The 26,968-nt window shown below is 73.0% G+C and carries 26 protein-coding genes; 14 read left to right on the top strand and 12 right to left on the bottom strand.

Annotated elements, in window-relative coordinates:
• The first annotated feature begins 90 nt into the window (after window positions 1–90).
• From ACFZBB_RS06975 to ACFZBB_RS06965, 3 genes are all read left to right on the top strand, one after another.
• Window positions 91–1,746: a DHA2 family efflux MFS transporter permease subunit gene (locus tag ACFZBB_RS06975; RefSeq protein ID WP_391118627.1), complete on the top strand. Its 1,656-nt coding sequence runs from the start codon at window positions 91–93 to the stop codon at window positions 1,744–1,746.
• Window positions 1,747–1,907: 161 nt separating this feature from the next.
• A complete protein-coding gene (locus ACFZBB_RS06970; protein ID WP_391118625.1) occupies window positions 1,908–2,981 on the top strand; it encodes a hypothetical protein in 1,074 nt (357 codons plus the stop codon).
• Window positions 2,982–3,224: 243 nt separating this feature from the next.
• Window positions 3,225–3,482 carry a hypothetical protein gene (locus tag ACFZBB_RS06965; RefSeq protein ID WP_355343930.1) on the top strand — a complete coding sequence of 86 codons (258 nt, stop codon included), beginning with the start codon at window positions 3,225–3,227 and terminating at the stop codon, window positions 3,480–3,482.
• A 76-nt stretch (window positions 3,483–3,558) separates the two neighbouring features.
• Here ACFZBB_RS06965 and ACFZBB_RS06960 read toward each other — a convergent pair whose 3' ends face one another.
• From ACFZBB_RS06960 to ACFZBB_RS06945, 4 genes are all read right to left on the bottom strand, one after another.
• Complete coding sequence (locus ACFZBB_RS06960) at window positions 3,559–3,963, bottom strand: PTS-dependent dihydroxyacetone kinase phosphotransferase subunit DhaM (RefSeq protein WP_391118623.1); 405 nt, start codon at window positions 3,961–3,963, stop codon at window positions 3,559–3,561.
• The gene (gene dhaL, locus ACFZBB_RS06955; RefSeq protein ID WP_355343936.1) at window positions 3,960–4,634 is read right to left on the bottom strand and encodes a dihydroxyacetone kinase subunit DhaL; all 675 of its coding nucleotides are present in this window, start codon (window positions 4,632–4,634) and stop codon (window positions 3,960–3,962) included. Before dhaL ends, ACFZBB_RS06960 begins: the two co-directional genes overlap by 4 nt.
• A gap of 73 nt (window positions 4,635–4,707) precedes the next feature.
• The gene (dhaK, locus tag ACFZBB_RS06950; RefSeq protein ID WP_391050147.1) at window positions 4,708–5,700 is read right to left on the bottom strand and encodes a dihydroxyacetone kinase subunit DhaK; all 993 of its coding nucleotides are present in this window, start codon (window positions 5,698–5,700) and stop codon (window positions 4,708–4,710) included.
• 197 nt (window positions 5,701–5,897) lie between these two features.
• The gene (locus ACFZBB_RS06945; RefSeq protein WP_391118620.1) at window positions 5,898–7,385 is read right to left on the bottom strand and encodes an LCP family protein; all 1,488 of its coding nucleotides are present in this window, start codon (window positions 7,383–7,385) and stop codon (window positions 5,898–5,900) included.
• Between the two features lie 292 nt (window positions 7,386–7,677).
• Between ACFZBB_RS06945 and ACFZBB_RS06940 the strand changes: the two genes are divergently transcribed.
• Window positions 7,678–8,856 carry an acyl-CoA dehydrogenase family protein gene (locus ACFZBB_RS06940; protein WP_391118617.1) on the top strand — a complete coding sequence of 393 codons (1,179 nt, stop codon included), beginning with the start codon at window positions 7,678–7,680 and terminating at the stop codon, window positions 8,854–8,856.
• A gap of 289 nt (window positions 8,857–9,145) precedes the next feature.
• Window positions 9,146–11,437: a tetratricopeptide repeat protein gene (locus tag ACFZBB_RS06935; RefSeq protein ID WP_391118615.1), complete on the top strand. Its 2,292-nt coding sequence runs from the start codon at window positions 9,146–9,148 to the stop codon at window positions 11,435–11,437.
• Between the two features lie 40 nt (window positions 11,438–11,477).
• Here ACFZBB_RS06935 and ACFZBB_RS06930 read toward each other — a convergent pair whose 3' ends face one another.
• Window positions 11,478–11,768, bottom strand: coding sequence for an Lrp/AsnC ligand binding domain-containing protein (locus tag ACFZBB_RS06930; RefSeq protein ID WP_391118613.1), 291 nt, complete (start codon window positions 11,766–11,768; stop codon window positions 11,478–11,480).
• A gap of 22 nt (window positions 11,769–11,790) precedes the next feature.
• On the opposite strand from ACFZBB_RS06930, the gene ACFZBB_RS06925 reads away from it, so the two are divergent.
• The 4 genes from ACFZBB_RS06925 (at window position 11,791) to ACFZBB_RS06910 (ending at window position 15,885) form a co-directional block, all read left to right on the top strand.
• Window positions 11,791–12,153: a hypothetical protein gene (locus ACFZBB_RS06925; RefSeq protein WP_391118611.1), complete on the top strand. Its 363-nt coding sequence runs from the start codon at window positions 11,791–11,793 to the stop codon at window positions 12,151–12,153.
• A gap of 214 nt (window positions 12,154–12,367) precedes the next feature.
• Complete coding sequence (locus ACFZBB_RS06920; RefSeq protein ID WP_391118609.1) at window positions 12,368–13,513, top strand: nitronate monooxygenase; 1,146 nt, start codon at window positions 12,368–12,370, stop codon at window positions 13,511–13,513.
• A gap of 58 nt (window positions 13,514–13,571) precedes the next feature.
• The gene (locus ACFZBB_RS06915; protein ID WP_391118607.1) at window positions 13,572–15,125 is read left to right on the top strand and encodes an AMP-binding protein; all 1,554 of its coding nucleotides are present in this window, start codon (window positions 13,572–13,574) and stop codon (window positions 15,123–15,125) included.
• Window positions 15,126–15,153: 28 nt separating this feature from the next.
• The gene (locus ACFZBB_RS06910; protein WP_391118605.1) at window positions 15,154–15,885 is read left to right on the top strand and encodes an alpha/beta fold hydrolase; all 732 of its coding nucleotides are present in this window, start codon (window positions 15,154–15,156) and stop codon (window positions 15,883–15,885) included.
• 112 nt (window positions 15,886–15,997) lie between these two features.
• Here ACFZBB_RS06910 and cpt read toward each other — a convergent pair whose 3' ends face one another.
• Complete coding sequence (gene cpt / locus ACFZBB_RS06905; RefSeq protein WP_391118603.1) at window positions 15,998–16,543, bottom strand: chloramphenicol phosphotransferase CPT; 546 nt, start codon at window positions 16,541–16,543, stop codon at window positions 15,998–16,000.
• Between the two features lie 104 nt (window positions 16,544–16,647).
• On the opposite strand from cpt, the gene ACFZBB_RS06900 reads away from it, so the two are divergent.
• Window positions 16,648–17,490, top strand: coding sequence for an endonuclease/exonuclease/phosphatase family protein (locus tag ACFZBB_RS06900; protein WP_391119278.1), 843 nt, complete (start codon window positions 16,648–16,650; stop codon window positions 17,488–17,490).
• Here the strand turns inward: ACFZBB_RS06900 and ACFZBB_RS06895 are convergent.
• The 6 genes from ACFZBB_RS06895 to ACFZBB_RS06870 form a co-directional block, all read right to left on the bottom strand.
• Entirely contained in the window at window positions 17,473–18,444 is a 972-nt protein-coding gene (locus ACFZBB_RS06895) for a phosphotriesterase (protein WP_391118601.1), read from the bottom strand. The two genes, ACFZBB_RS06900 and ACFZBB_RS06895, sit on opposite strands and share 18 nt — an antisense overlap.
• The gene (locus ACFZBB_RS06890; protein ID WP_391118599.1) at window positions 18,441–18,941 is read right to left on the bottom strand and encodes a carboxymuconolactone decarboxylase family protein; all 501 of its coding nucleotides are present in this window, start codon (window positions 18,939–18,941) and stop codon (window positions 18,441–18,443) included. Before ACFZBB_RS06890 ends, ACFZBB_RS06895 begins: the two co-directional genes overlap by 4 nt.
• Window positions 18,942–19,000: 59 nt before the next feature.
• Window positions 19,001–19,588 (bottom strand): DUF4865 family protein, encoded by a 588-nt coding sequence (locus ACFZBB_RS06885; protein WP_391119276.1) that lies wholly within the window; start codon window positions 19,586–19,588, stop codon window positions 19,001–19,003.
• 116 nt (window positions 19,589–19,704) lie between these two features.
• Window positions 19,705–20,274 (bottom strand): TetR/AcrR family transcriptional regulator, encoded by a 570-nt coding sequence (locus ACFZBB_RS06880; protein WP_355343976.1) that lies wholly within the window; start codon window positions 20,272–20,274, stop codon window positions 19,705–19,707.
• A 99-nt stretch (window positions 20,275–20,373) separates the two neighbouring features.
• A complete protein-coding gene (locus tag ACFZBB_RS06875) occupies window positions 20,374–20,982 on the bottom strand; it encodes an isochorismatase family protein (RefSeq protein ID WP_391118597.1) in 609 nt (202 codons plus the stop codon).
• Window positions 20,983–20,991: 9 nt separating this feature from the next.
• A complete protein-coding gene (locus tag ACFZBB_RS06870; protein WP_391118595.1) occupies window positions 20,992–22,629 on the bottom strand; it encodes an AMP-binding protein in 1,638 nt (545 codons plus the stop codon).
• A 198-nt stretch (window positions 22,630–22,827) separates the two neighbouring features.
• Here ACFZBB_RS06870 and ACFZBB_RS06865 point away from each other — a divergent pair, with 198 nt between their 5' ends.
• From ACFZBB_RS06865 to ACFZBB_RS06850, 4 genes are all read left to right on the top strand, one after another.
• Window positions 22,828–23,631 (top strand): crotonase/enoyl-CoA hydratase family protein, encoded by an 804-nt coding sequence (locus tag ACFZBB_RS06865; protein WP_391118593.1) that lies wholly within the window; start codon window positions 22,828–22,830, stop codon window positions 23,629–23,631.
• A gap of 127 nt (window positions 23,632–23,758) precedes the next feature.
• Window positions 23,759–24,730 (top strand): OB-fold domain-containing protein, encoded by a 972-nt coding sequence (locus ACFZBB_RS06860; RefSeq protein WP_391118591.1) that lies wholly within the window; start codon window positions 23,759–23,761, stop codon window positions 24,728–24,730.
• Window positions 24,731–25,774, top strand: a complete 1,044-nt coding sequence (locus ACFZBB_RS06855; RefSeq protein WP_391118589.1) for a thiolase domain-containing protein — start codon at window positions 24,731–24,733, stop codon at window positions 25,772–25,774.
• 3 nt (window positions 25,775–25,777) lie between these two features.
• On the top strand, window positions 25,778–26,944 hold the full coding sequence (locus tag ACFZBB_RS06850) for a thiolase domain-containing protein (RefSeq protein ID WP_391118587.1): 1,167 nt from the start codon (window positions 25,778–25,780) through the stop codon (window positions 26,942–26,944).
• Window positions 26,945–26,968 lie beyond the last annotated feature (24 nt).

Raw genomic sequence — 26,968 nt, 5'->3', positions numbered from 1 at the left:
GCTCCTCTTGGGGCCGTAGAGCTGATCGTCGCCGCCTCGAACGACACATGCGACCGTGAGCGCCTGCCACGCCCACGGCAAGGAGGAATTGTGAACAAGTTGCGGGGCAACCCGTGGGCGATCCTGACGGTGCTGTCCATCGGGTTCTTCATGACACTGCTCGACCTGACGATCGTCAACATCGCCATTCCGGACATGGTGGAGCACCTGAACGCGTCACTCGACCAGATCCTGTGGATCACCAACGCGTACACCCTGGCGCTCGCCGTACTCCTGATCACCGCGGGCCGGATGGGCGATCTGACCGGCAAGAAGAACCTCTTCGTCTACGGCGTCGCGCTGTTCACCCTGGCGAGCCTGGCCTGCGGTCTGTCGCAGAACCCGTCGCAGCTCATCACCTTCCGCGCGATCCAGGGCATCGGCGCCGCGATGCTGCTGCCGCAGACCCTCTCCCTGATCATCGACGTCTTCCCGCACGAGAAGCGCGGTGTCGCGCTCGGCATCTGGGGCATCGTGGCCGGTGTGTCCGGCGCCGCGGGCCCGGCCGTCGGCGGCGTGCTCGTCACCAAGATCGACTGGCGCTGGATCTTCTTCGTCAACATCCCGCTCGGCGTCCTGGCGGTGGCCGGCGCCCTGCTGTTCATTCCCCACGCGGAACGAACGGTCAAGCACCGCTTCGACGTTCCAGGCGTCGTCCTGCTGTCGCTGACGCTCTTCCTGCTCTCCTTCGCGCTGATCGAGGGGCAGAAGTACAACTGGAACGGCTGGATCTGGACGTCGATCGCCGCCTCCGCCGTGGTCTTCGCGGCCTTCCTGGTCTACCAGCGCGGCCAGCAGGACAACGAACCCCTGGTGCCGTTCTCGCTGTTCAAGGACCGCAACTTCACGATCATGAACTTCGTCGGCATCGCGATCTCGTTCGGCATCGTGGGCCTCTTCCTCCCGATCACCGTCTACCTCCAGTCCATCCTCGGCTACAGCGCCATGAAATCCGGCATCGTGCTGCTGCCGCTGTCCGTCGGCACCTTCGTGATGGCCGGACCCGCGGGTGTGCTCTCCGAGAAGCTGGGCGGCAAGTACATCCTGATGAGCGGTCTCGTGCTGTACGGCGGCGGCCTGCTGTGGGTGATGTCCGTGGCCGATGTCGGCCAGAGCTGGACCGGCATCGTGGCACCGCTGTTCATCATGGGCATGGGCGCGGGCTGCACCTTCACCCCGATGGCCACCGAGGTCATGCGCAATGTGCCGCCCAAGCTCACCGGCGCAGCGTCCGGCGTCAACAACGCGCTGCGGCAGGTCGGTTCCGTGCTCGCGGGCGCCGTGGTCGGCGCGGTGCTCCAGGGCCGGCTCGCCTCCTCCCTCAAGGACCAGGCGGCGCAGCGGGCCGGGAGCGTACCGGCGGACTACCGCGACGGGTTCGTGAAGAGCTTCGACAACGCGGGCAAGCACCTCGAAGTGGCGGGCAACACCTCGGGGTTGAAGCTCCCCTCGGACGTCCCCGCCGACGCGGCGCACCGGATCCAGGACGCGGGCACCGCGGTCTTCGGGCACGGCTTCATCGACGCCATGCACCCGACGCTGCTGGTGTCCGTCGTGGTGATGGCGCTGGGCGCGCTGTCCTGCCTGCTCGTCAAGAAGATCGACGGCGCCTCGGCCAACCCGCACGGGCTGCCGCTCAGCGCGGACGAGATCGCCGCCGCGGAGGCCGCCGCCTCGCTCGCCGACCCGGCCCCCGCCAGGGGCTGAACCGGTACAGGGCGACAGCGGTGCGCGGGCTCCGTTCCCCGGTTCGAGGGGGAGCGGGGCCCGTTTCCCGCACCGCACCGCACCGTACTGCGACTCGCCGCACCGCACTGCCCGCGCCCGACCCGCCGCTACCGCGCAATCCCGAGGGGACCGTGCCCGCCATGCCCGACGCCACCCCCAGTCATGACGACGCTTACGACAACACACACGACGACACGTACGACACCGCCGTCAACGAGGCCCTGGAACGGCTCGGTCACGCCGGGTTCTTCCTCGGGTCCGGCAATCAGCTGCGCGGATTCGCGCTCCACGCCCCGATGGGAGCCGAGGCGCTGGCCGCCCTCGGCCATGGCGACCAGGTGCCGGACTGGGTCGAGTGGTACGCGGGCCACCGCGGCCTCGGCGCGCCGCCCGACCTCTTCGCCCCCATCGACGCGGCGGACCCCGACTCCTGGCGCGCCGCGCTCGGCGAGGCCCGGCGGCTCGCCGACTGGGCGACGCTGTTCCGGCGCGAGATCGACGGCGCGGGCTGGCTGGAGACCCTGGTCAAGTGGTGGCCCCGGCTGACTCCCGGCATGTTCGCCGGTCTGACCCACGGCGTGATCCGTACCGCGCACGCCGTACGCGGCATCACCGCCGTCGGCGCGCCGAGCACCGTACAACTCCACGAACTGGCCAACGGCCTCGCCTTCTGGGCCGCGCTCTACCAGCCGCCGGACAGCGCCCTCGCGCGCGGCGCGAAGGCCGTGGGTGCGGTCAGGACACTCGGCCGTCAACCGAAGTCCAAGCTGTTCGCCGCCGCCGACGCGCGGCTCGAACAGTCGGTGGACGCCGCGCTCGCCGAGCTGACCGCGATCGGCGCCGGGCGCTACACCCTGATGCGGCCGGGCGGCAATCCGGTGCCCGCCATCCACGCCGTCACCGCGCCCGCCGCAGTCCGGATGACGCTGCCGCACCTGCCGCCGCAGCTCGCTCTGCCCTCCTACGAAGCGGTCCGCGACGTGTCGGGAACACTGCTCAACATCTTCACCGGACGCGGCGAACCCGATCCCGCCGCACCGGCCGTGGACGCCCACGACCCCGCGGAGCGCCGCCGGATCGTCGAGGCCGCGGTCGAACTGCGCGACGAACACGCCATCAAGATCGCCGAGGTGGCGCGGCGCGAGTACGCGACCTACCAGGACCCGCGCTGCTTCGCCGCCGCCCACCACGCCGTACGGCTGCTCGGCGGCTAGGGCCTGTCGTGTGGATCTCCGCGGCGTCCCGGCGCCCGGCACGCACATCTGCCACGTTGTCGGCGGACCGCGAAGGCCCTCGGCGAAGTGTCCTGCGAAGTGCCGCGCAGTGCCGTGCGAAGGGCCCTCGCGCGGGTCGGAAGAACATCCCCCAACCCCCGTCTGAGCAGCGGCCTTTGTCAGTGCTTGGCGGTAAAATCGACAGTGTTCGAGAGGGTTGGCCGACGCCTCAGGAGGATGCCGATGGCCGTTGCCGCACTGCCCCTACTGTCCTTGCCGAAGAAGCCGCTTCCCGCCGGACGGCCGCGTGAGTGGTACATCGCGCACAACCGCCGGCTCAAGACGATGCGCCTGGTCATCGCCCTGCTCGACTCGGGCGTCTACGACCCGGCGCAGGCGAGCAACCGCCGGATCCACGACACCGCCGAGCGCATCGGCGTCCACCCGCCGTCCGACATCACCTGCCGCATGGTCCGCGCCCTGATCAGCTACGGACGCTGACCCGCAGCAGCCCGCGGGCCCCCGCCGTCACCCTTGTGGGACGGCGGGGGCCCGCGGACATCTCCGGCTCCTCAGATCACAACTTGCGGTAGGTGTACGCGTCTTCGGCCGCCGCGGCCACCGCGTCGAGATCCGCGCCGGTCGAGGCCGTGACGACCGCGGCGACCGCGCCTTCGAGGAAGGGGGCGTTCAACAACCGGCTGCCGGAGGGCAGTTCCTCGTCCGCGAGCAGCGCTTTGACGGTGAGTACGGCGCTGCCCAGGTCCGCGATGACGGCCACCCCCGCGCCCTGGTCGACCGTCCGGGCGGCCGAGACGATCAGATCGGAGCTGGTGCCGAGCCCGCCGTCCGGGCCGCCGCCCGCCGCGACGACCGGCACATCGGTCGCGCCGCCGGTCAGTCCGGTGGCGAGCGCGACGACGGAGGCCGCGACGGAGGCGCTGTGCGACACCAGCACTATGCCGACTATCGGGGCGGTCACGCGGCACCGTCCCGCGCCGTGGCGGCCAGCGCGTCGACCAGGAGGGCCGCCGAGGTCGCGCCCGGGTCCTGGTGGCCGACGCTGCGCTCGCCGAGGTAGCTGGCCCTGCCCTTGCGGGCGCGCAGCGGCGTGGTGGCCTTCGCGCCCTCGTCGGCCGCGGAGGCCGCGGCCGCCAGGCCCTCGGCCAGCGAGCCGCCCGCGTCGAGCGCGCCGGTCAGCGCGTCGACCGCCGGGAGCAGCGCGTCCAGCATCGTCTTGTCACCGGCCGACGCGCCGCCCAGCTGGGCGACCCCGTCCACCCCCGCGCGCAGCGCGTCCCGCAGCCGGTCCGCGCCGACGGCCTCCTCGTCGCCCAGCTCCTTGCCCGCCTTGCGCAGCAGCGTGCCGTACAGCGGCCCCGACGCGCCGCCGACCGTACTGATCAGCGTCCGGCCCACCAGCACCAGCACGCCGCCGGGCGTCCCGGGCGGTTCCTGCTCGACGGCGTCGCGCGCCGCGATGAAACCGCGCCGCATGTTGCTGCCGTGGTCGGCGTCGCCGATGGGGGAGTCGAGTTCGGTCAGCCGCTCGGACTCGCGGTCGACGGAGGCGGTGGCCGTGTCCAGCCAGCGCCGCACGAAGTCCGCGTCGACGGTGGAGCCGGCGGATCCGGGGGAGGGGAGGGCATTCATACGGTTGTACGGTCCTTTCGGCGGTGGCGGCCGGTTGCCGGGAGCGGTCGGTACGGCGCGGGAGAGCAGGCGCTCAGCAGCCCCAGCGCAGCGCGGGCGTCGAGACCGGCGCGTCCCACAGCCCCAGCAGTTCCTCGTCGACCTGGCAGATCGACACCGAGCAGCCCGCCATGTCGAGCGAGGTCACATAATTACCGACCAGTGTGCGCGCGACCGGGACCTTGCGTTCGGTCAGGGCCCGGTGCACCTCCGCGTTGAAGCCGTACAGCTCCAGCAGCGGCGTCGCGCCCATCCCGTTGACCAGCACGATCACCGGTCCGTCCGGCTGAAGGTCCTCCACGACCGCGTCGACCGCCACATCGGCGATCTCGCCGGACGTCATCATGGCCCGGCGCTCGCGCCCCGGCTCGCCGTGGATGCCGATGCCCAGCTCCAGCTCGCCGCTGGGCAGGTCGAAGGTCGGGGCGCCCTTGGCGGGCGTGGTCACGGCGCTGAGCGCCACGCCGAAGCTGCGCGAGGACTCGTTGACCCGGCGGGCCACGGCCGCCACCCGGTCGAGCGGCGCTCCCGCGTCGGCTGCGGCGCCCGCCAGCTTCTCCACGAAGAGCGTCGCACCGGTACCGCGCCGTCCCGCGGTGAAGAGGCTGTCGACCACCGCCACGTCGTCGTTGACCAGCACCTTGGCGACCTGCACGCCCTCGTCCTCCGCCAGCTCGGCGGCCATGTCGAAGTTGAGCACGTCACCGGTGTAGTTCTTCACGATGAACAGCACCCCGGCCCCGCTGTCGACCGCGGCGGCGGCCCGTACCATCTGGTCCGGCACGGGCGAGGTGAAGACCTCGCCGGGACAGGCGGCGTCCAGCATCCCGCGCCCGACGAATCCGCCGTGCAGCGGCTCGTGCCCGGAACCACCGCCGGACACCAGACCGACCTTCCCCTCGTACGGCGCCCCCCGCCGCACGATCACCCGCCGCTCGACGTCGACGGTCAGCTCCGGATGCGCCGCCGCCATCCCGCGCAGCGCGTCGGCGACCACGGTCTCGGCGACGTTGATCAGCATCTTCATCAGTACCTCCTGAGAAGGTCGGCAGTGCGGCGCCCGGGAGCCCTCGTCCAGGTCAAGGGGCCGGACGCGGTTCGGGGACCGCCTTGCCCGGTCGGCCCACGGCATGCTCCGGCCGGGCTGTCGCGTCTCCCCCCAGTATCGCCGCATACGCGCCGCACAGCGCGTTCCGCGCCCGCATGCTCGGGTGAGCGGGGACGTCAGGGCGCGGAGACCGGGATCCAGGGGGTCGCGCGGAAGGCGGCGCTCGGGGTCAGGGTCTCGCCACGCACGGTGACCGCGGGCTCGGTGGCGACCCGCGCGCAGGCGGCTTTTCCACCGGCGGTACGGCCGAAGGCGTGGGTCAGGGGCGGGGTCGGGGTCGGGCGCGGGGTGGCGGTGGCCGCCTCGCCGCCGTAGGGGTCCTGCGTCGCGTCCCCTGAGGGGTCGCCGTCGTCGCCACCCGTGACGCCCGCCGTGGAGTCCGGGGAATCCGTGGAGCCCGTGGCGTCCGTCGGATCGTCGGGCTTGCCGTCGATCGCTCTGGAGTCCGTGACGGTCAGCGGGAGGTCGGCCGCGATGGCGGCGAAGAGGCGGCGCCCGGAGTGCGAGACGACCACGCGGGAAGGATCCTCCGGATCGGGCATGTTGGGCATGGTGACGAACGCGATCCGCGCCGACGGCACCTTGCGCAGGTCGTCGATCAGGCCGACCAGCCGGGAGACGCTCCCGAGCCGGGTGTCCACGGTCAGCGCCTGGGTGGCCGCGTCCGCGAGGTCCAGCAGCGAGGCCGGGTCGGTGAACGTGCTGTTCTCGCGCAGCCGGTGGGCGAGCGCGCCGAGGAAGAGATGCTGCGCGTCCGTACGGTCGAGGTCGCTGCCGTCGCCGAACGCGTGGCGCGAGCGCAGGAACTGGAGCGCGGCCGTGCCCTGGAGTTCGTGCCTGCCCTTGGCCAGCTTCAGGTGCGAGTAGGAGTCGTACACATTGCGGTCCACGCAGACCGGCACGCCGCCGACCGCGTCGGACATCCGGACCACGCCCGCGAAGTCGGCCATCACGAAGTGGTCGATGGGGATCCGCGTGAGCGCGTGCACGGCCGCGACCGTACAGCCGGGGCCGTAGCGCAGCGTGGAGTTGATCCGGGCGTGCCGGGGCTCGGTGACACCGCCGTGCGGGTCGCGGCAGGCGGGCAGGTCGGTGACCGTGTCGCGGGGGATGCTGAGCACCGAGGCGTGCGAGCGGTCGGCGGAGATGTGCAGCACCATGCCCACGTCCGCGTTCTGCCCCGGGCCGCAGTCGCCGCCGAGGCGGCAGTCCTCCGGGTCCGCGCGGGTGTCGGAGCCGATCACCAGCACATTGATCGGGGTCCTGCCGAAGGCGTCGGGCCGCTCGGTGCCCGCGTCGCCGCCGACCCCGCCGAACAGGGGCAGGTCGCGGATGTTGCCGTCCAGGCGGAGGTAGAGGAAGGCGCCGGTCGCGGCGGTCAGCAGGACCAGGACGGAGACGGCGAGCGCGGTCACCCGCATCGTCCGCCGCCCTCGGTACCGCCGGACGCCGAGGGCTGTGGCGCCCGGCACGGACGGCGGGTCCTCCTCAGGGGATTTCCCGCGTTCGGCCACCGGTTCCCCGTCTTCGGCCACCGGTTCCCCGCCGGCCCCCGGCGGCCCGGTCCGGTCGTCCTCGTGGGGGTCGTCCTGCCCGTCGGCCATACGTGTGTGCGTCCCTCGCGTCCGTCCATGGGCCGGTGGACACGGCGCCCACCAGCGAAATTGCAGTATCACCCACGGCGGCGGCGAATCCCGGCTGCCCGCGGGCGGGGTGTCGTGGGCCGCCGTGGCACCCCGCCGCCCCCGTTCCCCGGCCGGGGTATCGGCCGTCGCCGCCCCTCGCACGGCCCTTCCGAATTTCTGGAACGCGTTCTACTGTGTGCGCCGGTATCGGGGCAGCGGCCGGCACCGCCGGTGCGTCCCGACGGGAGTCCCGAAGAGTTCAGGAGGGGCCGTGGACCTGGAATACACGCCCGAACAGCGGCGGCTGCGCGCCGAGTTGCGCGACTACTTCGCCGGTCTCGTACCGGACAACGCCTACGCCCGGCACGACGACCCCGCCGCACGCAAGGACTTCTACCGGCGGACGATCCGCAAGCTCGGCGCCGACCGCTGGCTCGGGATCGGCTGGCCCACCGAATTCGGCGGGCGCGGGATGACGCCGATGGCGCAGTTCATCTTCTTCGACGAGGCCGCCCAGGCCGGGGTGCCGCTGCCGCTGATGGCACTCAACACCGTCGGTCCGACGATCATGCAGTTCGGCACGGACGAGCAGAAGGCGTACTTCCTGCCGAAGATCGTCGCGGGCGAGATCGACTTCGCCATCGGCTACTCGGAGCCCGACGCGGGCACCGACCTCGCCGCGCTCAAGACCCGCGCGGTGCGCGACGGCGACACGTACGTGGTCAACGGTCAGAAGATCTGGACCACCAACGGCGACACCGCCGACTGGGTGTGGCTCGCGGTGCGCACCGACCCGGACGCGCCGCCGCACAAGGGCATCAGCATGCTGCTGGTGCCGACCACCGACCCCGGCTACTCCTGCACGGTGATCAACACCCTGGCCTCGCACGACACGACCGCCAGCTACTACGACGACGTCCGCGTGCCCGTCACCCGCAGGGTCGGCGAGGAGAACAAGGGCTGGCGGCTGATCACCACCCAGCTCAACCACGAGCGGGTCACGCTGGCCGCGCACGGCACCATGGCGATCCGCGCCCTGCACGACGTCCAGCGCTGGGCCGCCGACACCAAGCTCGACGACGGCCGCCGGGTCATCGACCTCGGCTGGGTCCGCGGCCGGCTGGCCCGCGCGCACACCCGGCTCGACGCCATGAAGCTGCTCAACTGGCAGATGGTGGACGCCCTCCAGCGCGGCACCCTCACCCCGCAGGACGCCTCCGCGGTCAAGGTCTACGGCAGCGAGGCCCGGCGGGACGCGTACGCCTGGCTGATGGAGGTGACCGCGGCGGCGGGGCCGCTGAAGGAGGGCTCGGCGGGCGCCGTGCTCCACGGCGAGCTGGAACGCGGCTACCGCAGCGCCGTCATCTTCACCTTCGGCGGCGGCAACAACGAGATCCAGCGCGAGATCATCTCCTGGATCGGACTGGGGATGCCGCGCGTCCGCCGCTAGGGCCTGTCCGGCGGATCGCGAAAGGCCCCTTCGACCTCGCGTCGGCGGGCGCCCGGCTGTCCGGCCCCCGCGGGGGCGCGTCTCCGTGGCGGTCCGGCGGGTCGGAGCCGTCGCCCGTCCGTCGGTCCGACGGGTGGGGCCCGGCGCCCGTCACCCGTCACCCGCCCGGCGGGGCCGCGGGTTCGCGAGTCCGCGGCCGTTTTGCCCTGATGCGCTGTGCCGCTTGTCGGCGGTCGCGGCCATACTGGGACCGGGGAAGCACCGAGGACCACGGGGGCGGCGGCACGCGATGGCGGCTGGACATCACGACGGACACGACCAGGGACATCCACAGGGACACGGCCAGGGACGCGAACAGACCTACCAGCAGGGGCGCGAACAGGGACACGGACCGGGACGCGGGCAGGGGAACGGCCCCGAGGGACTGGGGACCCTCATCCAGGGGCGGTACCGGCTGCACGAACTGATCGGCCGCGGCGGCATGGGCGAGGTCTGGCGTGCGCTGGACGAGTCGCTGGGCCGCCGGGTCGCGGTGAAGTGCCTGAAACCGGTCGGCCATGCGGGCGACGCGGGATTCACCCGCATCCTCCAGGAGCGCTTCCGCCGCGAGGCGCGCGTCGCGGCGTCCCTCCAGCACCGCGGGGTCACCGTCGTGCACGACTTCGGCGAACACGAAGGCGTCCTCTACCTGGTGATGGAACTGCTCGACGGCCGCAATCTGCTCCAGGTGCTGGACGACGCGCGGCGCCATCCGCTGCCGGTCCCCGACATCACCGACATCGCGGAACAGGTCGCGGACGCCCTCGCGTACACGCACACCCAGGGCATCGTGCACCGCGATCTGAAACCGGCCAACATCATGCGGCTCAGCGACGGCGCGGTGAAGATCTGCGACTTCGGCATCGCCCGGCTCGGCCACGACATCGGCTTCACCTCCCGGCTCACCGGCACCGGCATGGCGATGGGCACCCCGCACTACATGTCGCCCGAGCAGATCGGCGCGGTCTCCGAGGTCGACCAGCGCAGCGACCTCTACTCGTTGGGCTGCGTGCTCTACGAACTGGCCACCGGACGGCCGCCGTTCGACCTGGAGGACGCCTGGTCGATCCTGGTCGGGCACCGGGACACCGCGCCCGACCCGCCGCGGATGTCCCGGCCGGAACTCCCCGCCGAACTGGACCGGTTGATCCTCGACCTGCTCGCCAAGGACCCGGAGGACCGCCCGCAGGACGCCGCTGACGTCGGCGGCCGGCTCAAGGCCATGCGGGCGGCGGCGGGCGCGGCCGCCGCCGAGCGTCCCTCGGCGCTGCCGTCCTGGGCCAGCGGACTGACCACGGGCTCCGCCGCGCGCTCCACCCGCGCGCACCGCATCCCCGACGCGCCGCACCACGAACTCACCGGCGCCTGGTCCACCCGCGTGGTCGTCGCCGCCGCGGGCCCCGACACCCTGGCCGCGCTCGCCGCCCGGCACACCGAGGGCATCGACCTCGGCCGGGTCGGCAACTGGCGTCAGGCGTACGACCTGCACACCTCCGTCGCCGCCGCCCGCGACCGCGCGCTCGGCACCGAACACCCCGACACCCTGGCCAGCCGCCACGAGGCAGCCTTCTGCCTGGGCAGGCTCGGCCGCACCGAGGAGTCGCTGCGGCTGTACGAGTACATCTCGGACGTACGCCGCCGGGTCCTCGGCCCCGACCACCCGGACACGCTGGTGGCCCGGCACGAGGCCGCGTACGCGCTGGGCAGCCTCGGCCGTTACCTGGAGGCCCACCAGATCTACTCGGCCGTGCTGGCGGCGCGCGAGCGCACGGTCGGCGCGGACCACCCCGACACCCTGCACTGCAAGCACAATCTGGCCTTCAACCTGGGCCGTCTCGGCCGGACGGACGAGTCGTACGCGATGGCCGTCGAGGTCGCCGACGCCCGCGCGCGGGTGCTGGGCGCCGATCACGCCGAGACGCTGGTGACCCGCTTCGAGGTCGGCTACGCGCAGGGCCGCGCGGGCCGCTGGGCCGAGGCGCTGGCCACCTACCGCGACGTGGCCGCCGCGCGCGCCCGGGTGCTGGGCGCCGACCACTCCGACACGCTGGCCGCGCGCTACGAGACCGGCATCTGCCTCGGACGGCTCGGCCGCAGCGGCGACGCCCTCGCGCTGTACGAGGAGTTGGTCGAGGCCAGGACCAGGATCGGGGGCTCCACCGACGCCGAGACGCTGCGGGCCCGGCACGCGCTCGGGGTCAATCTGGGACGGCTAGGCCACTGGGACCGGGCGCTGGCCGAGGCGCGCGACGTGGCGGCGGTGCGCGAGCGGGTGCTGGGCGCGGAGCACCCCGACACCCTCGTCAGCAAGCGGGAGATAGCGGTGGGCCTGGGCTGGCTGGGCCGCTGGTCGACCGCGCTCGCGGTCTACCACGAGGTCGCCGAGGCGCGCGAGCGCGTGCTGGGCGCCGACCACTCCGACACCCTCACCAGCCGCAACGACGAGGCGCACTGCCTGGAACAGCTCGGCAGGACCGCCGAGGCGCAGGCCCTGTACCGCCGTGTCTCCGCCCAACAGCAGGGCGCGCCCGAGCGGTTGTGAGCGGCGGGTCCGATCCGGTCCCGGCCCCTCGGCCCCGTCCTCAGCCGATCCGGAGGGGCGCGGCGGCCTTGTAGGTGCGCAGGACCGGCGCCGTCTCGATCCGCGCGATCGGGTCGAGCGCGACCTCGCGGGTCAGATAGCGGTGCCGTTCCTCCGCGTCCCCGCACAGCGCCTGCGCGACCAGATTCGTCGGCCCGGTCGTCGCCGCGACCATCGCCAGTTCCTGGCGCCCCGCCAACTCCGTGGCGACCGCGTCCAGATGCGCGGGCTTCATCTGCATCCGCAGCAGCGCCGAAACGGTCACGCCCAGCCCCGCGGGTTCGATGTCCACGTCGAGGAAGAGCGCCCCGCGCGTGCGCAGCTCGGCGAGTCTGCGGGCGACGGTGGCGGCCGTGGAGCCGGTCGCGGCGGCTCGCCTACCGGTCCGCCGCGCCCGGCGCGTACGCGACCGCGCTGCTGTTCGCGCTCGCCGTCGCGGGCCTGGGCACCGGGCTGTTCACCCCGCCTTCACCACCGCGCTGAGCGGCGTCGGCCGGCAGGAGACCGGCTCGGCCGCCGGGCTGCTCAGCGCCGTCCAGCAACTCGGCGGCACCATCGGCGTCGCCGTGATCGGCGGCGTCTACCTCGCGGGGACGGCACACCGCGCGCCGCCGTGCGGACCGCCCTCGGCACGGCCGCCGCGATCCTGGCGGCGACCGCGGTCGCCGCCGCGGTGATGACGGTACGGCGGGGCCCGACGGTCGGGGACAGCCGCTGATGTGACGGGGGCGGCCGGGAGCGCCGCCGTCGTGACGAGGGGGCCGGGACCGTCGCCGACGTGTGGCGCGCTCGGGCGTCGCGGCCCCGCGTGACGGGCGCCGGTCGCAGAAATCTGACACCGTGTCAGAAAATCTCTTCCCTCTCCACACCGGCTGCGGCATCCTGCCCCCCATGGAGACCGAGCTGAGCACACGGCTGGGCATCGAGTACCCCGTCTTCGGCTTCACGCCGTTCCCCGCGGTCGCCGCCGCGATCAGCCGCGCGGGCGGCATGGGCGTCCTGGGCGCGGTCCGCTACTCCGCCCCCGACGAACTCGTCCGCGACCTCGACTGGTTGGACGGGCACACCGACGGACTGCCGTACGGCCTCGACGTGGTGATGCCCGCGAAGAAGGTCGAGGGAGTCACCGAGGCGGACGTCGAGGCGATGATCCCGCCGGAACACCGCGCCTACGTCGAGGCGTTGCTGACCAAACACGGTGTCCCCGCACTCGCCGCCGACGAGCGCGCGGGCTGGCGCATCACCGGCTGGATGGAGAAGGTCGCCCGCGACCAGCTCGACGTCGCCTTCGACTACCCGATCAAGCTGCTCGCCAACGCGCTGGGCTCACCGCCCGCCGACGTCGTGCGCCGGGCCCACGACCACGGTGTGCTGGTCGCCGCGCTCGCCGGCAGCGCCCGGCACGCGCGGCACCACCAGGAGGCGGGCATCGACATCGTGGTCGCCCAGGGCTACGAGGCGGGCGGCCACACCGGCGAGATCGCGGGCATGGTGCTCGTCCCCGAAGTGGTGCGCGCCGTCGACCCGTTGCCGGTGCTCGCGGCAGGCGGCATCGGCACCGGCGAACAGGTCGCCGCCGGGCTGGCGTTGGGCGCGCAGGGTGTCTGGCTCGGCTCGGTCTGGCTCACCGCCACCGAGGCCGATCTGCACTCGCCCGCCCTCACCCGCAAGCTGCTCGCCGCGGGCTCGGGCGACACCGTCCGCTCCCGCGCCCTCACCGGCAAACCCGCCCGCCAGCTCCGCACCGAGTGGACCGACGCCTGGGAGGACCCGTCAGGCCCCGGCACCCTGCCGATGCCGCTCCAGGGCCTGCTGGTCGCCGACGCCGTCTCCCGCATCCAGCGCTACGAGGTCGGCCCGCTGCTCGGCACACCGGTCGGCCAGATCGTCGGCGCGATGACCGAGGAGCGCCCCGTCCAGGCCGTCTTCGACGACCTCACGCGCGGCTTCGAGCGCGCGATGGACCGGCTGAACCGTATCGCCGGACGCGGCGCGCAGGACGGCGCCGCCCCCGGCCCAGGGCGCGACCGGCGCTGACCGCCCGCCCACGCAGAACAGATCTGCTCCGGCAGACACGACCGCTGAGGAGGACCGGATGAGCACGTCCACGCCCAACGGCTTCTGGGCACAGGCCGAACAAGACCCGGGCCGCACCGTTCTCACCGGGCCCGACGGCGAGCAGTGGAGCGCCGAGCGGCTGCACGCGGCGTCCAACCGGCTCGTGCACGGGCTGCGCGCGGCCGGGTTGGAGCCCGGCGACGCCTTCGCCGTCGTCCTGCCCAACGGCGTCGAGTTCTTCACCGCCTATCTCGCCGCCTTCCAGGCCGGTTTCTATCTGGTGCCCGTCAACCACCACTTCGTGGCCCCCGAGATCGGCTGGATACTCGCCGACTCCGGCGCCAAGGTGCTCATCGCGCACGAGCGCTTCGCCGAGGCCGCCCGCGAGGCGGCCGACGAGGCGGGGTTTCCCGCGGGCCGGAGGTACGCGGTCGGCGACATCGACGGCTTCCGCCCCTTCGCCGACCTGCTCGCGGGACAGCCCGCCACCGCGCCCGAAGCCAGGACCAGCGGCTGGGTCATGAACTACACCTCGGGCACCACCGGCCGCCCGCGCGGAATCCGCCGCCCGCTGTCGGGCAAGCCGCCCGAGGAGACGTATCTCGGCGGATTCCTCGGGATCTTCGGGATCAAGCCCTTCGACGGCAACGTCCACCTCGTCTGCTCACCGCTCTACCACACCGCCGTGCTCCAATTCGCGGGCGCCGCCCTGCACATCGGGCACCCGGTGGTGCTGATGGACAAGTGGACGCCGGAGGAGATGCTGCGCGTCATCGACCGTTACCACTGCACCCACACGCACATGGTCCCCACGCAGTTCCACCGGCTGCTGGCCCTGCCGGAGGACGTACGGGGGCGGTACGACGTGACGTCCATGCGGCACGCGATCCACGGCGCCGCGCCCTGCCCCGACCACGTCAAGCGGGCGATGCTGGAGTGGTGGGGCCCGTGCGTGGAGGAGTACTACGCGGCCAGTGAGGGCGGCGGCACCTTCGCCACCGCGCAGGAGTGGCTGAAGAAGCCCGGCACCGTGGGGCGGGCCTGGCCGATCAGCGAGATCGCCGTCCACGACGACGCCGGGAACCTGCTGCCGCCCGGCGAGGTCGGCACCGTCTACATCAACATGAAGACCGGCGGCTTCAGTTACCACAAGGACGCGGCCAAGACCCGGTCCAACCGGATCGGCGACTTCTTCACCGTCGGCGACCTCGGCTATCTCGACGAGGACGGCTACCTCTTCCTGCGCGACCGCAAGATCGACCTGATCATCTCCGGCGGCGTCAACATCTACCCCGCCGAGATCGAGGCCGCCCTCCTCACCCACCCCGCCGTCGCCGACGCCGCCGCCTTCGGCATCCCGCACGACGAGTGGGGCGAGGAGGTCAAGGCCGTGGTCGAGGCCGCCCCCGGACACGAGCCGGGACCGGCGCTCGCCGACGACATCCTCGAACACTGCGGCCGGAAACTGGCCGGGTACAAGCGGCCCAAGACCGTCGACTTCGTCGCCGAGATGCCCCGCGACCCCAACGGCAAGCTCTACAAGCGACGGCTCCGCGAGCCCTATTGGGCCGAGCGCGAACGCCCGCTGTGAGCGGCCCTCGGCGGCGTAGCCTCGGCGTATGGGTGAGATTCTGAACGTCGAGGCGAACGGTGTGCGGCTCGCCTACGAGGTGGCCGGTCCAGCGGACGGGCCACCGCTCCTGCTGCTGCACGCGCTGGGCGAGGACCGTACGTCCTGGCGCGCGGTGTCGGACGCGCTGGCCGCCGACGGCTGGCGCACGTACGCGCCCGACCTGCGCGGCCACGGCGCGAGCGAACACCCCGGCACCTACTCCTTCGAGCTGCTGCGGGACGACGTGCTCGGCTTCCTCGACGCGCTGGGACTGCGGCGGGTGACGGTGGTCAGCCACTCGCTGGGCACGTTCGCCGCGTCGCTGGCGGCCATCGCGCGGCCGGACGCCGTACGGCGGCTCGTACTGGAGGAGGGCCCGCTGCCCTTCCCCGCCGACCCGCCGCGCCCCGTCCCGTCCGCAGCCCCCGAGGAGCCGACCCCGTACGACTGGCGTCTACTGCCCGCCGTCGCGGCGCAGCGCAACGACCCCGACCCGGCCTGGTGGCGCGACCTCACCGCGATCACCGCGCCCACCCTGCTCGTCGCGGGCGGCCCGAGCAGCCACCTGCGCCAGGACCAGCTCGCCCGGGTCGCCGACCGCATCCCCGACTGCCGCCTGGTCACCATCGAGGCCGGTCACATGATCCACGACGACCGCCCGGACGAATTCCTCCGCGAGGTACGGGCCTTCCTGTCCCCGGTCCCGGCCGGTCGGCCGGCGGGCGGGGCGCGGGGCTGAGGCCCGACAGGTACGGTCGTTGCCTTCCGGCGACGGGAGCCGCGCCGCCTGACACCGTGATCGACCGGCGGCGTGGCCGTCGTGGGTGCCCGGTGCCGTCGCCCGGCGGCGGTCAGCCGGTGACGCGGGCGGCGATCGTACGGGCGCAGGCCAGCGATGGCGTGCGGCTGGTGTCGACCTCCAGGTCGTAGCGCACACCGCGATGGACGAGATCGGCCTGGGAGCGGGCCATGCCGGTGGCGCGGTCGCCGCGGGCGGCCTCGCGGGCCGCCGCCACCTCGGGGCCGCAGCGCACCCCGACCCACAGGACGTCGAGGCCGGTCAGGGCGGTGCGCCAGCGCTCCTGGGAGTCGGGCCCGCCGAGAAAGACCTCGTCCACGACGATCCTGGCGCCCGCGCGGGCCATCGCCCCGATGCCCCGCGCCCAGGCGATGTCCAGCAGCCGGAAGTCGTCGCCGACCGACACCGAGCCGTCGGGCCCGAAGCCGATGCCGCCCTCGGGGTCCTCCGAGGTGCGCATCGCGGCGGGCAGCGCGTCGACCAGGGTGTCGCAGCCGAAGGCCAGCCAGGGCCGCGGCAGCACATCTTGCAGGCAGCGGGCGATCCTGGACTTCCCGGAACTCGATCCGCCGTTGAGAATGATCACCTCAGTGGACATCCCGACACGGTAGGCGCGGCGAGGGGAACCGGCGAGTGGATATCGGCAGCGGCTCGGACACGGGCTTCGACGGCGGCTCCGGGTCGGCGGACACCACCCGCGTCATGACCTGGAATCTCTGGTGGCGGTTCGGGAACTGGCGCGAGCGGCGGGACGCGATCGTGCGGACGCTGGTCGACGTCCGGCCCGACGTCGTGGGCCTCCAGGAGGTGTGGGGGAGCGCGGACGAGAATCTGGCCGGGTGGCTGGCGGACGAGCTGGGCATGGAGTGGGCCTGGTCGCGCGCCCCGGTGCAGGACCGCTGGCACGGGCGCAACGGCGGTGACACCACCGTCGACGTCGGCGTCGCGGTGCTCAGCCGCCACCCGATCCTGGAAACCGCCGAGCGTCGGCTGCCCGCGGGCGCCGCCGCCGACGACGGCAAGACGGCGCTGCACACGCTGATCGACGCGCCCGGCGGCCCGTTGCCCTTTTTCACCACCCACCTCAACTCCGGGGCCGCCGACTCCGCGGTCCGCTGCCTCCAGGTGCGGGAGCTGGCCGCCTTCGTGGCCGAGCGGTCGACCGGCGGACATCCGCCCGTCGTCACCGGGGACTTCAACGCGGAACCGGACTTCGACGAGATCCGGCTGATGGGCGGCTACCGGACGGCGCCCGCCGTTCCGGGGCTCGTGCTGGTCGACGCCTGGCGGTTCGCCGACCCCGCGCTGCCGAACGGCACGTGGGACATCACCCAGCAGGACTCGGCCAACTTCGGCAACCGGCCCACCTGCCTCGACTACATCTTCGTCGGCATGCCGACCGCCGGGGGCACGCGCGGCGCCGTCCAGCGCGCCCACCGGGCCGGTGACCGCCCGATCGACGGCGTCTGGCCCTCCGACCACGCGGCCGTGGTCGCCGACCTCGCCCAGGGCGCGGCGACCGGCGGCCTACCGGACACGCCCTAGGGGCCACTCCGCGGACAGCGCCCGCGCCGGGTTGGTCACGAAGACCGCCTCGGCCGCCGCCGTGCCCAACTCCCTTTCCAGGCGCGGCCGGAGCGTACGCAGCAGGTACGGCAGCCCTGGACCGCCGCCGGTCGAGGAGCGGGCGGCGGCCGTCGTGGTGTCGCCGCCGAGCAGCAGCTGCGCGGTGTGGCCGGCCTCGGCGAGCGCGACCATGCAGTCGATCAGCCGCCAGTCGGTGGCGTGGTGGGCGCGTGAGGGGCCGTCGAAGGCGAGGAACGCGCCGGAGGCGGCCAGTTCGCGGTGGACGCCCGGATCGGGGAAGCGGTTGAGGTGGCCGAGCAGGACACTGGCGGTGGGTACGCCCTCTTCGCCGTGGAGTACGCCGAGGACGTCGACCGCGGCGGTCCCCAGCTCGTGGTGGACGCCGATCGGCGCACCCGTGGCGTGGTGGGCCTCGGCCGCTGCCGCCAGGACCCGCCGGGCGTGGCCGTCGAGGCCGTGGAACATCCCGGCGACCTTGATCATGCCCGCCCTCGCGGTGCCGCGCGGGCCGTCCGGGTCGTCGCCGTCGAGCAGCCCCCGGGTCAGCTCGGCGGTGAAGAAGGCGGCCAGGCCGTCCGCGCGCAGCCGCTCCAACAGCTCGGGCGCGTAGTGGGCGGCCTGGTGCAGTCCGGTCGCCGCCACGACGTGCACGCCCGAGGTCCGCGACAGCGCGGGCAGCTCGGCCGCCCGTCGCCCGAGGCCGAACGGCGTCCACTGGGCGACCGCCGCTCCGCCGAGCGCCCGGAAGGCGGCCAACTCGGCACCGGCCGCCGCCGGATCGTCCAGCTCCTGTCCGGCGAGCGCGGGCATGCGCAGGAAGAGATGGTCGTGGGCGTCGCACACCCCGAGCCGGTCGGGCGGCATGTCCCCGAGGACCGTACGCACCGCCCTCGTCCCGGACCGCCCGCTCATTGCGCACCGCCCGGCGCCGTGCCATCGGCGTCGTCCGCGCCACCCGAATCGCCCGGCCTGCCCGTGCCGTCCGCTCCGTCCGCGCCACCCGAATCGTCCGCGCCGCTCGCGCCGTCCGCTCCGTCCGCGAAGACGCCGGCCGCCACCCGCAGCCCGGCCAACGCCCTCGGCACGCCCACGTACGGTGCGAGGTGCACCATCACCTCCACGATCTCCCGTGGGGACATGCCGATCCGCAGGCTGTTGCGGACATGGTCGTCGAGCTGCGGCTCGACCCCGCCGATCGCGGTCAGCGCCGCCAGATTGGCGATCTGCCGGTTCCGCAGGGCCAGCCCCTCGCGCTGGTAGGTGCCGCCGAAGAGGGCGGTGACGATCCAGTCGGGGAAGCCGGGGGCGAGCGAGTCGAGGCCGGTGAGGGTGGACTCGACGGTGGAAGGGCCCGCCATTTCGGCCAGCAGCCGGTAGCCCGCATCCCGGTCGATCGTGCTCGGCGTCATCGTCGTATAGGCCGTATGGGTCGTACGGGATGTACGCGCCGTATCAGCCGTAGGGGTGGTCACCACTGCTGTCCCGTCTCGATCGTGTCCAACTCCGGTGCCGAAAGACGCAGCACCTCGTACCGCTCCTCGCCGCGGGCGGGCGGGGCCGTCTGCTCCCACAGGGTGAAGCGCAGCAGCTCCCACTGCCGGGGGTCGACGGCGAGCGCGACGCTGTGCGCGCCGGGGCGTGCGGCCAGCTCCGGCAGTTCCGCGAGCGCGGCACTGATCACGGCGGCGGGCTCGGCGCCAGGTTCCAGCGGCCACGTCCGCCTGGCCGCCGCGCGCGGAACGGCGCCGAAGGACGGTCCGCGCGCGAAGCCGAGCCCGGTCCAGTGCTCGACCGCCGGCCGTCCGAAGTCGCTGACGATCCCCTGGAATCCGGGACCCCACAGGAAGCCGTTCATGCCCTGCGGGGTGTTCCACAGATAGAACGGGGCGTACTGGTTGACCGGCGAGTCCTCGACCCCGCGCTCACGTATGAGGTATGCCTTGGCGCCCAGGCCGGGGAAGTCGTCCAGGAGGTGGCCGCGGGTCGCCACCCGGTGCCGGATGATCCCCATGTCGTAGTCGGCGGGCAGGGTGACGCGGTAGTTCATCGCGTGCATGGTCGGTGGCTCCCCCATGTTGGCCTCCGCGCCGCCTCGGAGCGGTGCGCCGCCGTCGTGCGGCGGGACGGGTCCTGTCGGGTGTCGGGTCGAGAAGCGCCGCCGGGTGGCGGTGGTCAGGACGCCGTACGCGCCGCCGTCAGCAGCGCCGTGGCACCCCGCACCGCCCGGTCGAACGGCTCCTGCGAGTCGGCGGCGCGGGCCAGGACGTAACCGCCCTGGACGACGGCGACTATCGCGGCGGCCGTGTCGTACGGATCCAGGCCCGGCCGCAGCTCGCCGCTGTCCATGCCGTCGGCGATGATCCCGGCGAGCCGGTCGCACAGCCACCCGAAGGTCTCCGCCACCGGCTGTCGCAGCTCCGCGCTGTCGATGACGTCCGGGTCCATGGCCATCCGGCCTACCCGGCAGCCGCGCAGGGCGTCGCGCTCGCGCAGCAGATACGCCAGCGCCTTCTCCACGGCCGTCTCGCCGCCCGCCAGTTGCTCCTCGGCCTGCGCCCTGAGCTGCGCCGCGCTGCGCCGCATCGCCGTCACCGCCAGGTCCGGCTTGCCCCGGAAGTGGTGGTACATGCTGCCCTGCCCGGCACCCGCCCGGTCCTGTATGGCCTTCGGGCTGGTCCCGACATAGCCCCGCTCCCAGAGCAGCTCCTGGGCGCTCTCGATCAACCGCTCCGCCGTGTCCATGGAACTGAGTGTACATACTAGTAGGTACAGAAACCAGGGTGAAAAAGAAGGCGGCGGGACACCCCGCCGCCACTCCTAGGTTCCCGAAGGCCGGCGGGTTCAGCCGGGACCGGCGAATTCCACCTCCGCGGCGGAGACGACGGTGCCGAACCGGGGGAAGTCGAGGGAGACCGTCGCCCGGTGCTCGGCGGCGGTGAGGCCGGACATCGCGTCCTCGGCGAAGACCAGCCGGTAGCCGTGGTCGGCGGCGGCCCGCGCGGTGGACTCCACACCCATGTTGGTGGCTATCCCGGCCATGACGAGGGTGTCGATGCCGCGCTCCTGGAGCCGGTCGTGCAGGCCGGTGTCGTGGAAGGCGCCGACGGTCCGCTTCACGACGAGCAGGTCGCCGTCCCGCGCCACGCCCTCCACCAGGCCGCTGCCCGGCGGCTGTTCCGCGGGGCCGGTGCGCTGAGCGCGGACGGCGACGACCGTCGCCCCCGCCTCCCGGAAGGACGTGGCGAGGCCGCACGCGGCGGTGAGCACGTCGGGCCCGCTGTGCGGAGCCAGGGGTAACGCGACGATCCGGTCCATGAGGTCGACCAGCACCAGCGCGGTGCGGGCCGGATCGAGGCCGGGAGAGAGCGGGGACAGGGAGGAGCGCGGCGCATGCGGCGACTCGCGGCCGGAGTTCCGCCCGGCGCCGCGTTGGTGATCATGTACGGTCATGATCGGACCCTACCCGCCGGATCCGGCCCCCTGTACGGCGATCGAACGGGCCCACCGGTAGTCGGCCTTGCCGCTGGGGGAGCGCTGGATGCGTTCGGTCACCACCAGACTGCGCGGAATCTTGTACCCGGCCAGCCGCGCACGGCAGTGCGCCTGCACGTCCTCAAGGGTGAGCGGGTCCGCCCCGTCGCGCGGCTGCACCACCGCCGCCACACGATGGCCCCAGCGCTCGTCCGGCACCCCCGCCACCAGCGCGTCGTAGACGTCGGGATGCGCCTTGAGCGCCTCCTCGACCTCCTCCGGATAGACCTTCTCACCGCCGGTGTTGATGCACTGCGAGCCCCGCCCGAGCACCGTCACGACGCCGTCCTCGTCCACGGTGGCCATGTCGCCGAGCAGTACCCAGCGTTCGCCGTCCCGCCGGAAGAAGGTCGCCGCGGACGCGGCGGGGTCGTTGTAATAGCCGAGCGGTACGTGGCCGCGCAGCGCGATACGGCCGGGCGCCGCGCCGGTCACCGGTTCGAGCGTGGCCGGGTCGACCACCGCGATGTGCGAGTCGACCGAGATGCGGAAGCCGCGGTCGGGGCCCGCGTCGGCCGTCGCGGTGCCGTTGAAACCGGACTCCGACGAGCCGAAGTTGTTGAGGATCAGCACCCCGGGCACCAGCGACTGGAACTGGTCCCTGACCGTTTGCGACATCACCGCGCCCGAGCTGGACAGGGTGAACAGCGAGGAGCAGTCGGTGCCTTGGAGCGGTCCGGCCAGCGCGTCGGCGAGCGGCCTGAGCATCGCGTCGCCGACCAGCGAGACACTGGTGACCCGTTCCTTCGCGATGGTGCGCAGCACCTCCTCCGGCACGAATTTCCGGTGGACCACCACCTTCTGGCCGAAGTGAAAGCCGATGAAGGCGGTGAGCGTGGACGTGCCGTGCATCAGCGGCGGGGTGGGGAAGAAGACCAGGCCCTCGCCGCCGGCCGCGACCCGCTCCGCCAGCTCCTCCGGCCGTTTGACCGGCTCACCGGTCGGGGCGCCGCCGCCCATCCCCGAGAAGAACAAGTCCTCCTGACGCCACATCACGCCCTTGGGCATGCCGGTCGTGCCGCCGGTGTAGATGACGAACTGGTCGTCGGCCGACCGCGGGCCGAAGTCGCGTAAGGACGATTCCGCGGCCACCGCGTCGGCGAACTCCACCGTCTCCAGGGCGGATTCCGCGTCCTCGGCGACGGGCGGGCCGCCCACCCGGATCAGATGCCGCAGCCGCTGCGCCTGCGGCAGGGCCGCGGCCACGCGGTCGGTGAACTCGGCGTCGAAGACCAGCGCCGCGAGGTCGGCGTCCCGGTAGAGGTAGACCAACTCATCGGCCACATAGCGGTAGTTGACGTTGACCGGCACCAGGCGGGCCTTGAGGCAGGCGTAGGCGGTCTGGAGGTATTCGACCCCGTTGTAGAGGTGCAGTCCGACGTGTTCGCCGGGGCGCAGGCCGGCGGCGAGGAGGTGGTGGGCGAGCCGGTTGGCCGCCGCGTCGAGTTGCGCGTACGTCAGCCGCCGCTCGGATCCGGTGCCGGGGTGGTCGACGTACACCAGCGCCTCCCGGTCCGGCACGGCGTCGACGACCGACTCGAAGAGGTCGGCAAGGTTGTACTCCACGGCGTCTCCCGTCCCGCGCGGTCCCGCGTCGGTCGTCGGTGAAGGTGAAGTGGCGGTGGGCTCGCGGTCATTAGAGCGGTCCGGGCGTGCGGTGGGAAGGGTTCCCGTCCAACAAATCTGACGAGTAGTCAGAAAACCCTTGTCCCCGGCCTGCGGCTACTGCAACCTGTTCCAGTACCGGACGGAAGGAGCACCGTGATGGGCGGTACGGAACACCTCACCGTGGAGCGTGCGGGCGCCACCCTCGTCCTCACCCTGAACCGGCCGCGGGCGCGCAACGCGTTCTCGCTGCCGATGCTCGTGGGGCTGTACGACGGCTGGGTCGAGGCCGACGAGGACGACGCGATCCGCTCGATCGTGCTCACCGGAGCGGGCGGCGCCTTCTGTGCCGGGATGGACCTCAAAGCGCTGTCGGAGGGCGCCGACGAGACCGCCACGCGGGCGCGGGCCCGGCTGAAGGACGACCCCGATCTGCACTGGAAGGCGATGCTCCGGCACCACCGGCCGCGCAAACCCGTGATCGCCGCGGTCGAAGGACCGTGCGTGGCGGGCGGCACCGAGATCCTCCAGGGCACCGACATCCGGATCGCCGGACAGAGCGCCGTCTTCGGCCTGTTCGAGGTCCGTCGCGGCCTCTTCCCGATCGGCGGCTCGACCGTACGGCTCACCCGGCAGATCGCCCGCACCCACGCGCTGGAGATGCTGCTCACCGGCCGCCCGTACAGCGCCGACGAGGCCCGCGACATCGGCCTGATCGGCCATGTCGTGCCCGACGGGACCGCGTTGGACCGGGCCCTGGAGACCGCGGAGCTGATCAACGCCAACGGTCCGCTCGCCGTCGAGGCCGTCAAGGCCAGCGTCTACGACACCGCGGAGTTGCCCGAGACCGAGGGGCTGAAACTCGAACTCGAGCGCGGCTGGCCGCTGTTCGCCACCGCCGACGCGAAGGAAGGGCCGCGCGCCTTCGCCGAGAAGCGGCAGCCGGTCTTCCGCCGCGCCTGAACCCCGGCCGCCTGAACCCCGGCGCCTGAACCCCGGCCCCTGAACCCCGGCACCGGACGCCCACCGCGCTCGGACAACGCACCGCGAACCACCCCCGATGAGCCGCCCCACCCCAGGAGGCCAACCCATGACACCAGGCCACACACCGGACGTGCTCAGCGCCCCGCTCGTCGTGGAATTCCCCTTCACCCGCTCGCTCGGCCCCGTGCAGAGCGCCTTCCTCACCGGGCTGCGCGAGCGCACCGTGCTCGGCGTGCGGACCGCCGAAGGCCGCGTCCTCGTCCCCCCCGTCGAGTACGACCCGGTCACCGCGGCCGAGGTGCGCGACCTGGTCGAGGTCGGCGCCACCGGCACCGTCACCACCTGGGCCTGGAATCCCGCCCCGCGCCCCAACCAGCCGCTGACCACGCCCTTCGCCTGGGTCCTGGTCCGCCTCGACGGCGCCGACACCGCCCTGCTGCACGCGCTCGACGCCGCCGCGCCCGAGGACGTGAGCACCGGCATGCGCGTCGCCATCCGCTGGGCCGGGCAACGCCAGGGCGCCATCACCGACATCGCCTGCTTCGAGCCGTACGACGACGACCGAACGCGCGGCGCGGCCACCGCCCACGATGGCGTCTTCGCCGACCCCGTCACCGGCATCGTCGCCCCCGCCCGCCTCGACTACACCTACTCGCCCGGCCGCGCCCAGACCGGCTACCTGCGCGCCGCCGAGGACCGGCGGATCGTCGGCGAGCGCTGCCCGTCCTGCCGCAAGGTCTACGTCCCGCCGCGCGGCGCCTGCCCCACCTGCGGCGTCGCCACCGCGGAAGAGGTCGAGGTCGGCCCGCGCGGCACGGTCACCACCTTCTGCATCGTCAACATCAAGAGCGCCCACCTGAAGGCCATGGACATAGAAGTCCCCTACGTCTACGCGCACATCGCGCTCGACGGCGCCGACCTCCCGCTGCACGGACGGATCGCCGGAATGCCGTACGACCAGGTGCGGATGGGCCTGCGGGTGGAGGCGGTCTGGACCGAGGGCGGACGCTACCCCGACCACTACCGCCCCACCGGGGAACCGGACGCCGAATACGACACCTACCGGGAGCTGGTCTAGATGCCCGACGTCGCCATCGTCGCCTTCGCGCAGTCCCGCCACCGCGCGCGCACCGACGAGGTCTCCGAGGTCGAACTGCTGATGCCCGTCCTGCACGACGCGCTCGGGCAGACCGGACTGGCCGCCAGCGAGATCGACTTCACCTGCTCGGGCTCCGCCGACTACCTCGCGGGACGTGCCTTCTCCTTCACCATGGCGCTGGACGGCGTCGGCGCCTGGCCGCCGATCTCCGAGTCGCACGTCGAGACCGACGGCGCCTGGGCGCTGTACGAGGCGTGGGTGCGGATCCTCACCGGCGAGGCCGAGACCGCGCTCGTCTACTCCTACGGCAAGTCCTCGCCCGGAGACCTGCGTTCGGTCCTCACCCGGCAGCTCGACCCGTACTACATGGCGCCGCTGTGGCCCGACTCCGTCGCGCTCGCCGCGCTCCAGGCCCAGGCGCTGATCGACGCGGGAGCCACCGACGAGCGGGAGCTGGCCGGGATCGCCGCCCGCAGCCGCGCCGCCGCCCGCACCAACCCGAACGCGCAGCTCACCACCGCGCCCGCAGCCGACGACCCCTATGTCGTACGCCCGTTGCGCCGCGCCGACTGCCCGCCGGTCGGCGACGGGGCCGCGGCCGTGGTGCTCGCGGCGGGGGACACCGCCCGGCGGCTGTGCGCGCGGCCCGCCTGGATCCGGGGCATGGACCACCGCATCGAGGCGCCCTCGCTCGGCGTACGCGACCTCACCGACTCGCCCTCGACGCGGCTCGCGGCCGAGCGGGCCGGGGCCTTCGACGCGCCCGTGGACACCGCGGAGCTGCACGCGCCCTTCACCTCGCAGGAGGTCGTCCTGCGCAGGGCGCTGCGGCTCGGCCCCGACGTGGCCGTCAACCCCTCCGGCGGGCCGCTCGCCGCCAATCCGATGATGGCCGCCGGGCTGATCAGGCTCGGCGAGGCGGCGGCCCGGATCCACCGCGGCGACTCGGACCGCGCGCTGGCCCACGCCACCTCGGGCCCCTGCCTCCAGCAGAATCTCGTGGCCGTCCTGGAAGGGGAGTAACCCATGCCCAAGGAGCCCGTGGCCGTCGTCGGCGTCGGCCAGACCAAACACGTCGCCGCGCGCCACGACGTGTCCATCGCGGGACTCGTCCGCGAGGCCGCCCGCCGCGCGCTCGACGACGCCGAACTGGACTGGGCGGACGTCGACGCCGTCGTGATCGGCAAGGCGCCCGACTTCTTCGAGGGCGTCATGATGCCGGAGCTGTATCTGGCCGACGCGCTCGGCGCGGTCGGCAAACCGATGCTGCGGGTGCACACCGCGGGTTCGGTCGGCGGCTCCACCGCGCTGGTCGCCGCAGGACTGGTCGCCGCACGTGTCCACCGCACCGTGCTGACCGTCGCGTTCGAGAAGCAGTCGGAGTCCAACGCCATGTGGGGCCTGTCGCTGCCGATCCCCTTCCAGCAGCCGCTGCTGGCGGGCGCGGGCGGCTTCTTCGCACCGCACGTACGCGCCTACATGCGCCGTACCGGAGCGCCCGCCGCCGTCGGCTCGCTGGTCGCCTACAAGGACCGCCGCAACGCCCTGCTCAACCCCTACGCGCACCTGCACGAGACCGACATCACCCTGGAGAAGGTGCGCTCCTCGCCGATGCTCTGGGACCCGATCCGCTACTCCGAGACCTGCCCGTCCTCCGACGGCGCCTGCGCGATGGTGCTCACCGACGCCGCGGGCGCGGACCGGGCGCCGCGACCGGCCGCCTGGATGCACGGCGGCGCCATGCGCAGCGAACCCACGATGTTCGCGGGCAAGGACTACGTCAGCCCGCGGGCCGGCCGGGACTGCGCGGCCGACGTCTTCCGGCAGGCCGGTATCACCGCGCCGCGCCGCGAGATCGACGCCGTCGAGATGTACGTGCCCTTCTCCTGGTACGAGCCGATGTGGCTGGAGAATCTGGGCTTCGCCGACGAGGGCGAGGGCTGGAAACTCACCGAGTCCGGCGTCACGGAGTTGGGCGGCGACCTGCCCGTCAACCCCTCGGGCGGCGTGCTGTCCACCAACCCGATCGGCGCGTCCGGCATGATCCGCTTCGCCGAGGCGGCCCTTCAGGTACGGGGCGAAGCAGGGCAGCACCAGGTCGCCGGCGCCAGGCGGGCCCTGGGACACGCCTACGGCGGCGGGTCGCAGTTCTTCTCCATGTGGGTGGTGGGCAGCGAGCCCCCCACTACCTGAAGTACACCGTGCGCCGGGTGGTTT

Origin of the sequence: Streptomyces sp. NPDC008139, assembly GCF_042957025.1 — a bacterium.
In the GTDB taxonomy this organism is placed as follows: domain Bacteria; phylum Actinomycetota; class Actinomycetes; order Streptomycetales; family Streptomycetaceae; genus Actinacidiphila.
This window is presented reverse-complemented; position numbering and strand designations above follow the sequence as displayed.